The organism is Rhodoferax ferrireducens, assembly GCF_049302455.1.
GTDB classification, from domain to species: domain Bacteria; phylum Pseudomonadota; class Gammaproteobacteria; order Burkholderiales; family Burkholderiaceae_C; genus Rhodoferax; species Rhodoferax ferrireducens_B.
Map to the genome: position 1 here is coordinate 26,508 of NZ_JBAQMD010000088.1, position 8,739 is coordinate 35,246.

Consider the following 8,739-nt stretch of genomic DNA (forward strand, 5'->3'; position numbering starts at 1 on the left):
GTTCAGCCGGCAATAAGCCGTCAGCTACAATCCAAAGTTGCATACCCCCCTCCCTAGTGTTGTTTTTCTTGAGGATTCCCATGAGTGAAACCCTTGCCCATAGCGGCAGTGTTGACGACAGCAAGCGTACTTGGCTGATCGCCACCAGTTGCGCCGGCGCCGCCGGCGGCATTGCCGCAGTCGTTCCTTTTGTCAGCAGTTTTCAGCCGTCTGAAAAAGCCAAAGCAGCGGGTGCAGCCGTAGAGGCAGACATTTCGGCACTGAAGCCCGGTGAAAAAATGACCGTGGAGTGGCGCGGTAAACCGGTCTGGATCATGCGTCGCACACCAGAACAACTGGCGGCACTGTCCGCGCTGGACCCCCAGTTGGCCGACCCAAATTCCACACGCAAGCCCGCCGAGCAGGCCCCCGAATACGCGCGCAACGCCACCCGCTCGATCAAACCGGAGTACTTTGTAGCCGTGGGCATTTGCACCCACCTGGGCTGCTCACCCTCTGACAAGTTCCAGACTGGTGCACAGCCCTCGCTGCCGGACGACTGGCAAGGCGGTTTCTTCTGTCCCTGCCATGGCTCAACATTCGATCTGGCCGGGCGCGTTTTCAAGAACAAGCCCGCACCGGACAACCTCGAAGTGCCGCCCCACGTCTATCTCTCTGACACCCGGTTGCTCATCGGCGACGACAAAAAGGCCTAAAGGTACACATCATGGCTGAATTCCACGAAATTTCCCCCAACGCCGCCGCCGGTGAAAAGCTGCTGAACTGGATCGACAACCGGTTCCCGCTGTCCAAGCTCTTCAAAGAGCATATGAGCGAGTATTACGCGCCGAAGAATTTCAACATCTGGTACGTTTTTGGTGTGCTCTCGCTGCTGGTGCTGGTGATTCAAATTGTCACCGGCATTTTCCTGACCATGCACTACAAGCCCGATGCAGCTCTGGCCTTCGGCTCGGTCGAATACATCATGCGCGATGTGCCCTGGGGCTGGCTGATTCGCTACATGCATTCCACCGGAGCCTCAGCGTTCTTTCTGGTGGTCTATCTGCACATGTACCGTGGCCTGATTTACGGCAGCTACCGCAAACCCCGCGAGCTGACCTGGCTGTTTGGCTGCGCTATTTTCCTGGCCTTGATGGCCGAAGCCTTCATGGGCTACCTCTTGCCTTGGGGCCAGATGAGCTACTGGGGCGCCCAGGTGATTGTCAATTTGTTTTCCGCCATCCCCTTCGTTGGCCCCGATCTGGCGCTGCTGATTCGCGGTGACTTCGTGGTGGGAGACGCCACGCTGAACCGCTTCTTCAGCTTTCACGTGATTGCCGTGCCGCTGGTTTTGCTGGGTCTGGTGGTGGCACACATCATTGCCCTGCATGAGGTCGGCTCCAACAACCCGGACGGCGTCGAGATCAAGGCCACCAAAGGTGCCAACGGCATCCCGCTGGACGGCATCCCATTCCACCCCTACTACACGGTGCATGACATTTTTGCGGTCAGCGTGTTTTTGATGGTGTTTACCGCCATCATCTTTTTTGCGCCGGAGATGGGCGGCTACTTCCTGGAGTACAACAACTTCATCCCGGCCGATCCGTTCCAGACGCCTCTGCATATCGCACCGGTCTGGTACTTCACGCCTTATTACACGTTGCTGCGTGCCGTCACCAGCGAGATGATGTACGCGCTGATTGCCTGTGTGGTGGTTGGTGCCACGCTGGCTGTGGTCAAGGGCAAGATGCCCACTCTGTTCAAGGGTTTGATTGCTGGTGGGGCGCTGGTTGTTGTGGCCATGATGCTTTCCATTGATGCGAAATTCTGGGGCGTGGTCTCAATGGGCGGCGGGGTTGTGATTTTGTTTTTCCTGCCTTGGCTCGATAACTGCGAAGTCAAGTCGATCCGCTACCGGCCCAGTTGGCACAAGTACCTGTATCTGATTTTCGTCATCAATTTTGTCGTGCTGGGTTACCTGGGCACACAACCGCCATCGGCCATCGGCGGGCGCATCTCTCAAGCCGGAACCTTGTTTTACTTCGGTTTTTTCATGCTGATGCCTTGGTGGAGTCGTATTGGAACGCCCAAGCCGGTGCCGGATCGCGTCACCTTTACGGCGCATTGAAGGGAAGAACAAGTTATGAAAACCATGGGTTTCACTCAAAAAATTATTCTCGGCTTGCTGCTGGCACTTGGCCTGGCCACAACTGCTCAAGCCAATGTCGGCGGTCCGGCCTGGGACAAGGCGCCCAACAAGACCAATGACATGGGAGCGCTGCAAAATGGCGCCAAGATTTTTGTCAACTATTGCCTGAATTGCCATTCAGCGTCGTTCATGCGTTACAACCGCCTGACAGACATCGGCCTGACCGAGCAGCAGATCAAAGACAACCTGCTCGTGACCAACACCAAAATCGGCGACACCATGAAGGCGGCCATTGACCCGCAGCAGGCCAAGGCCTGGTTTGGCGTCAACCCGCCCGACCTCACCGTTATCGCCCGCTCCCGCGCCGGTGCCGGTGGCAGTGGTGCCGACTACCTGTACACCTACATGCGCTCGTTCTACAAGGACGAAACAAAACCCACCGGCTGGAACAATATGCTGTTTCCCAATGTCGCCATGCCGCACGTCTTGTGGCAGTTGCAGGGTGAGCGTCGCCCCATCTTTGAAACGCTCACGGAACATGGCAACGCAGTGGAAGTGTTCAAGGGTTGGGAGCAGCTCAAGCCCGGCAGCATGACCGCCCAGCAGTACGACCAGACCGTGGGCGACCTGGTGAGCTATTTGCAGTGGATGGGGGAGCCCGTTCAAAATACACGGGTTCGCGTCGGCATCTGGGTTTTGTTGTTCCTCGGCGTATTCTCCGTGTTAACTTGGCGACTCAACGCTGCCTACTGGAAAGATATCAAGTAGTGCGGGTTTGACGCTTGGGTTGCGCTTGATAAGGCGCGACTTGAGTTTTGCGGAGTGGGGTTGCATTGAGCATCCCACTCCTTTTAGTTTCAGCATGACTTGTACCCAAGTCAGCGTGCAATGAAACTATGTTTTGATTTTTAGGAGCTTCCATCATGATGGTGTTGTATTCAGGAACTACCTGCCCTTTTTCCCACCGTTGCCGTTTTGTCCTGTTTGAAAAAGGCATGGACTTTGAGATTCGCGACGTTGATCTGTACAACAAGCCCGAAGACATCAGTGTGATGAATCCCTACGGCCAGGTGCCGATCCTGGTGGAGCGTGATTTGATTTTGTACGAATCGAACATCATCAATGAGTACATTGACGAGCGCTTTCCGCACCCGCAGTTGATGCCCGGCGACCCCGTGGATCGGGCTCGGGTCCGGCTGTTCCTGCTCAATTTTGAGAAGGAGTTGTTTGTCCATGTGTCCACGCTGGAGTCACGCGCGGCCAAGAGCAACGAGAAGGTGTTGGAAAAAGCGCGGGCTCACATTCGTGATCGATTGACCCAACTGGCGCCGGTTTTCCTGAAAAACAAATACATGTTGGGTGACGGTTTCTCGATGCTCGATGTTGCCATTGCCCCGCTGCTGTGGCGCCTGGATTACTACGGCATTGATCTCAGCAAAAATGCAGCGCCCTTGCTCAAATATGCCGAGCGCATTTTTTCGCGCCCAGCCTATATTGAAGCGTTGACGCCTTCCGAGAAAGTCATGCGCAAATAAGCGCCTGTCCAAAGCTCCATGATTGACGCCACCGACACCCCCTCCACTCGTCCCTATCTCATTCGGGCTTTGTACGAGTGGTGTACCGACAATGGGTTCACGCCTTATCTTGCCGTGGCGGTGGACGACAGTGTGCGGGTTCCGCGCGAGTACGTGAAAGACGGGCAGATTGTGCTTAACCTCAGCCTTGATGCCACGAGTTCGCTGCAACTCGGCAATGACTTCATCGAATTCAAAGCGCGCTTTGGCGGAACGGCACGTGAAATCGTCGTGCCGGTTCACCAAGTCAGCGCCATTTACGCGCGGGAAAATGGGCAAGGTATGGCTTTCCCATTGAGCACCCCTCAACCGGCTAAGGCCGTTGCATCAGCCTCAAAAAATCTGGTTTCCGTGCCAGCCCGCGATGACACGACCGAGCGGCCACTGGCGCCGGTTCAATTGACGAGCGTCGAGTCAGAGCAGCCAAACGATGAGACGGGCAAAGATCCGAATCCACCCCGACCCCCGATCCCCGGCGCGAGACCGGCACTGACACGGGTGAAATAAAGGTGGCTTGCTCCTGAAATCCAGGATGAGTCCAGTAAAATAAAACAATGCCGATTTAGCTCAGTTGGTAGAGCAACCGCCTTGTAAGCGGTAGGTCGTCAGTTCGAATCCGACAATCGGCACCACATTACCAGTGGTCACTCCTCAGAAACCCGCCTTCTCCACTGAAGAGCGGGTTTTTTCTTGTCTGAATGAGCAGGCCTGCCAGCGGCAAAAAGCAGCCCTGGGTTCCCGCTAAAATCAATCGGCTTGAACAAGGGGAGGCCCGGACTCTCGACGGGCGGCTGCAGAGCCTGTTGCTTGATGCACCTTGAGAAGGCATAAACCTTTCACAATTGGAACAATAAATGAAAAAACACGTTTTGTGGTTGATGGCTGGCCTGATGGGTGCGATTGTGTTGACTGGCTGCGGCAAGAAGGAAGCCCCCGCAGCCCCGGCACCAGCCAAAGCGATTGTTATTGGTCTGGATGACAATTTCCCGCCGATGGGTTTTCGCGATGACAAGAATGAGCTGATTGGCTTTGACATCGATCTGGCCAAGGAGGCGGGCAAGCGCCTCGGTGTGGCGGTGAGCTTCAAGCCCATCGACTGGAGCGCCAAAGAATCCGAGCTCAATGGCAATCGCATCGACGTGTTATGGAACGGTCTGACGATCACCGAAGAGCGCAAGGCCAACATTCTGTTTACCAAGCCCTACCTCGAAAACCGCCAGATCATTGTGGTGACCGAAAAGTCGCCGATCAAGACGAAAGCGGAACTTGCCGGCAAGGTGGTGGGTGTGCAGGATGGCAGCAGCGCGGTTGAGGCCATTCAAAAGGACGAAGCCACAGCCAAGTCGATCAAGGAACTCAAGAAGTTCGGCGACAACGTCACGGCGCTGATGGATCTCTCTGCCGGGCGCCTGGATGCGCTGGTGGTGGATGAAATCGTCGGCCGCTATTACACCGGCAAGAAACCGGGTGAGTACCGTGTGCTGGAGGACAATTTCGGCACCGAAGACTACGGCGTCGGCACGCGCAAGAGCGACACCGAGTTGGCCGCCAAGTTGGACAAGGCACTGGACGACATGAAGGCCGATGGCACCGCCGCCAAGATTTCGACCCAATGGTTCGGCAAGGACATCGTCAAGAAATAAGCCGGCCAAGTTCCGGGACTGACATCGGTCATCCGGCCATCCGGTAGGCGCACTGCGCGTCTACCCGGCCGGATTTTTATTTCTGGGCTCTGAAACCTTTCCATGAACTACCTAGCCGACATCTTGCCCCCCCTGTTGCAGGGCAGTGGCGTCACGCTTCAGGTCTTCCTGATCACGCTGGTGCTCGCGGTGCCGCTCGGTCTGGGCCTGGCCTTGCTCAGAATTTCACGCTTTCGCTTTCTGAGTGGCCTGGTCAACGGCTATATCTGGCTGATGCGCGGCACGCCGCTGATGCTGCAGATGCTGTTCATCTACTTTGCCTTGCCCTTCATTCCGGTCATTGGTGTGCGTCTGCCTGACTTTCCGTCGGCGATCCTCGCCTTTGTGCTGAACTACTCCGCCTATTTTGCGGAGATCTTCCGCGCCGGCATCCAGTCGATTGACCGGGGTCAGTACGAAGGCGCCCAGGTACTGGGACTGAGCTATCCCCAGACCATGCGCCGCATCGTGCTGCCGCAAGTGCTCAAACGTATCTTGCCGCCGATGAGCAACGAGACCATCACGCTGGTCAAGGATACCTCGCTGATCTATGTGCTGGCCATGAATGATCTGCTGCGCGCGGCACGCGGCATTGTTCAGCGCGATTTCACGACGATGCCGTTTGTGGTGGCGGCCGCCTTCTATCTGTTCATGACCCTGGTGCTGACCTACGGCTTCCAGCGTCTGGAAAAGAAACACGCTGTTTATGATGAATAGTCCGATGATTCGCGCCGTCGATGTGCACAAGCGTTTCGGCCCGGTGGAAGTGCTCAAGGGGGTTTCGCTGGACGTCGACAAGGGCGAGGTGCTCGCCGTCATCGGTCCCTCAGGATCGGGCAAGAGCACCTTCCTGCGCTGCTTGATCCATCTGGAGACCATCCACCGCGGCAGCATAGAGATCGAAGGCGAGATGCTGGTGGCAACCGATGCCCAGGGCCACTGCAAGTACGTGCCGGAAGCCGATATCCGCCGCGTCTGTCGCAAGATGGGCATGGTCTTTCAGCACTTCAACCTGTTTCCTCATCTGACCGTCCTGCAAAACCTCATCGAGGCGCCGCTGACGGTGAAGACGGCGCGCCTGGATGACATCGTCCCCAAGGCCGAGGCCCTCTTACGCAAGGTCGGACTGTTCGACAAGCGCGACAGTTATCCTTCGCGCCTGTCTGGCGGCCAGAAGCAGCGCGTGGCCATCGCGCGGGCCCTGGCGATGGAGCCCGACATCATGCTGTTCGATGAGCCAACCTCGGCGCTGGATCCTGAGCTCACCGGCGAAGTGCTGAACACCATGCGCGCATTGGCCGAGGAGCACATGACGATGATTGTCGTCACGCATGAAATGGCATTCGCCCGTGAAGTTGCCGGCCGCGTCGTCTTCATGGACGGCGGGACCATCGTCGAAGCGCGCCCGGCGCGCGAGCTGTTTGCGGCCCCGGAGCATCCCCGCACCCGAGCTTTTCTGGAGAAAATGCTCTAAACAGGCGCCGGGAATGTCTGAAGATTTATATCAAATCAGGCTGTAGCCCCCGTGTAATAAACCTTGACAGCTACTTATTCAGGAGTATTGTTCAAGACGCACAGGTCAAGGGTTGCCGGCACGCTCCCATCACGCATGGCAAAGGCAGCATTCTTTGGCACTGATGTCTCTAAATCTGCACCCCGGCTCCACGGTCAAGATTAGGGTTTACCCTGCATAATCTGGCACAAGGTTTCACTGAACCTATTTCCGGCAGTTGACGTCTCATAAACCGGCTGCAAGCTAGACTGGGAGCCAGTTTCAACGGATTTATCGAGGTCACCAAATGGGTGAAGCAAAAAGACGTCAAGTTGCTGTCCAAACACAGGCACTGGAGGCCATGGTGGTGGACACCCCGGGCGGTCGAATCCACGTGCAGTGGGACCATGGTGCCAGCGCCACACCGAACGCACAGTTGACCTTCTTCGCCGAGTTCTTGGCCACCACCGGCGTCTACGAATCCTGGGTCAACAGCTGCCCCTTGAGCTACACCAGTCCCAACGCGCACAGCAAACGCGATGTGCTGGGAACATGGCTGCTGGGCATACTGGCTGGTCACAACCGCTACGCCCACATCACAGGCCTTCGCGGCGACGCCGTGAGTCCCCAGATTCTAGGAATGCAGAAGATCATCAGCGAAGACGCGTTGCGTCGCTCGTTGTCACGCATGAACGCCGAGCAAAGCCAAACTTGGCTTGTGCCCCAACTCCTGAGCAGCGTGCAAGCGGCATTGAACACCCCGTGGATTCTGGATATCGACACCACCATCAAACCCTTGTACGGCAAGCAAAGCGGGGCTGAGGTCAGCTACAACCCGCACAAGCCCGGTCGCCCCAGCCACGCCCTGCACACCTACTGGGTCGCCAACCTGCGCTTGGTACTTGACGTAGTGGTCTCACCCGGCAAAGAGCACAGCGCTGCCAAGGCACGACCTGGCCTGATCGGCGTGCTGGAAAAGCTGGGCGACCAACAGCGCCCGGCCTTGGTTCGGGGGGACTGCGGCTTTGGCAACGAGCCCTTCATTGCCGAACTGGAGGATCGTGCCCAGCCCTACCTGTTCAAGTTGCGCCAGACGGTAGGCGTCAAAAAATTATTGGCGCGTCAATTCGCGCGTGATGACTGGACTACACCCGGAGCCAGCGACCAGGGTTGGAGCGCCGTCGAAGACACCCTCAAACTCTCGGGCTGGGACCGGTCGCGTCGGGTGGTCATACTGCGTCGTGCCGTTAAAGCCGATTTGGCGCTGAGTCGCAAGACCAAGAATGAACCGGGCGAGCAAATTGAACTGCTAATGCCCGACAAGGACGTGCAGGCCTGGGAGTATGCGGTGTTGGTGACCAACAGCGCCTACGCCTTGGACGCTTTCGGTCAGCTCTATCGGGACCGAGCGGACTGCGAAAACGGCTTTGATGAGTTGAAGAATCAGTGGGGTTGGGGCGGGTTCACGACCCAGGACATTGAGCGTTGTCAGACCAGTGCCCGCGCCGTGGCGCTCGTGTACAACTGGTGGTCATGGTATTGCCGGGCCGCCAAGCCGGGCGTCAGGATGGAGGCCATCACCAGCCGAGCGCTATTGCTCGCCAGTGTGGGCCGAGCCGTCAAGCATGCGGGACAAACCACGCTGTATCTCACGCCCATGCACGCAGCCATTGACAAGCTGATCGGGCTCATCGCCAATATCCGCGCGGCCTTGAGTCATGTAAGGGATGTTGCGGAGCAGTTGCCTCTGACAGACCGTTGGAAGACGTTCCTGGACTACGTGGTGGCGAAAATAACCCGCCCTTTGCCGCCGTGGCACCGAACGGATCAACTCACGATGGCAGGGTAACTGCCGGATTTAGG

9 protein-coding genes and 1 tRNA gene are annotated in these 8,739 nt (G+C 57.2%); all 10 read left to right on the forward strand.

From position 1 onward, the window contains the following. Positions 1 to 80: 80 nt before the first annotated feature. The 10 genes from petA to WA157_RS15430 all read left to right on the forward strand — a co-directional run bounded on the left by petA (position 81) and on the right by WA157_RS15430 (position 8,725). The gene (petA, locus tag WA157_RS15385; RefSeq protein ID WP_422621801.1) at positions 81 to 695 is read left to right on the forward strand and encodes a ubiquinol-cytochrome c reductase iron-sulfur subunit; all 615 of its coding nucleotides are present in this window, start codon (positions 81 to 83) and stop codon (positions 693 to 695) included. 11 nt (positions 696 to 706) lie between these two features. Then, entirely contained in the window at positions 707 to 2,107 is a 1,401-nt protein-coding gene (locus WA157_RS15390) for a cytochrome b (protein ID WP_422621802.1), read from the forward strand. A gap of 15 nt (positions 2,108 to 2,122) precedes the next feature. Next, on the forward strand, positions 2,123 to 2,896 hold the full coding sequence (locus WA157_RS15395; RefSeq protein ID WP_422621803.1) for a cytochrome c1: 774 nt from the start codon (positions 2,123 to 2,125) through the stop codon (positions 2,894 to 2,896). A 155-nt stretch (positions 2,897 to 3,051) separates the two neighbouring features. After that, the gene (locus WA157_RS15400) at positions 3,052 to 3,663 is read left to right on the forward strand and encodes a glutathione S-transferase N-terminal domain-containing protein (protein ID WP_296488007.1); all 612 of its coding nucleotides are present in this window, start codon (positions 3,052 to 3,054) and stop codon (positions 3,661 to 3,663) included. Between the two features lie 18 nt (positions 3,664 to 3,681). Beyond that, on the forward strand, positions 3,682 to 4,209 hold the full coding sequence (locus WA157_RS15405) for a ClpXP protease specificity-enhancing factor (protein WP_422621804.1): 528 nt from the start codon (positions 3,682 to 3,684) through the stop codon (positions 4,207 to 4,209). A 49-nt stretch (positions 4,210 to 4,258) separates the two neighbouring features. Then, positions 4,259 to 4,334, forward strand: a tRNA-Thr gene (locus WA157_RS15410). Between the two features lie 222 nt (positions 4,335 to 4,556). Then, positions 4,557 to 5,345 (forward strand): amino acid ABC transporter substrate-binding protein, encoded by a 789-nt coding sequence (locus tag WA157_RS15415; protein ID WP_422621805.1) that lies wholly within the window; start codon positions 4,557 to 4,559, stop codon positions 5,343 to 5,345. Between the two features lie 102 nt (positions 5,346 to 5,447). Beyond that, a complete protein-coding gene (locus WA157_RS15420) occupies positions 5,448 to 6,101 on the forward strand; it encodes an amino acid ABC transporter permease (protein ID WP_422621806.1) in 654 nt (217 codons plus the stop codon). Between the two features lie 4 nt (positions 6,102 to 6,105). After that, on the forward strand, positions 6,106 to 6,858 hold the full coding sequence (locus tag WA157_RS15425) for an amino acid ABC transporter ATP-binding protein (RefSeq protein ID WP_422621807.1): 753 nt from the start codon (positions 6,106 to 6,108) through the stop codon (positions 6,856 to 6,858). Between the two features lie 325 nt (positions 6,859 to 7,183). Continuing rightward, the gene (locus tag WA157_RS15430; RefSeq protein ID WP_422621808.1) at positions 7,184 to 8,725 is read left to right on the forward strand and encodes a transposase; all 1,542 of its coding nucleotides are present in this window, start codon (positions 7,184 to 7,186) and stop codon (positions 8,723 to 8,725) included. The last annotated feature ends 14 nt before the right edge of the window (positions 8,726 to 8,739 follow it).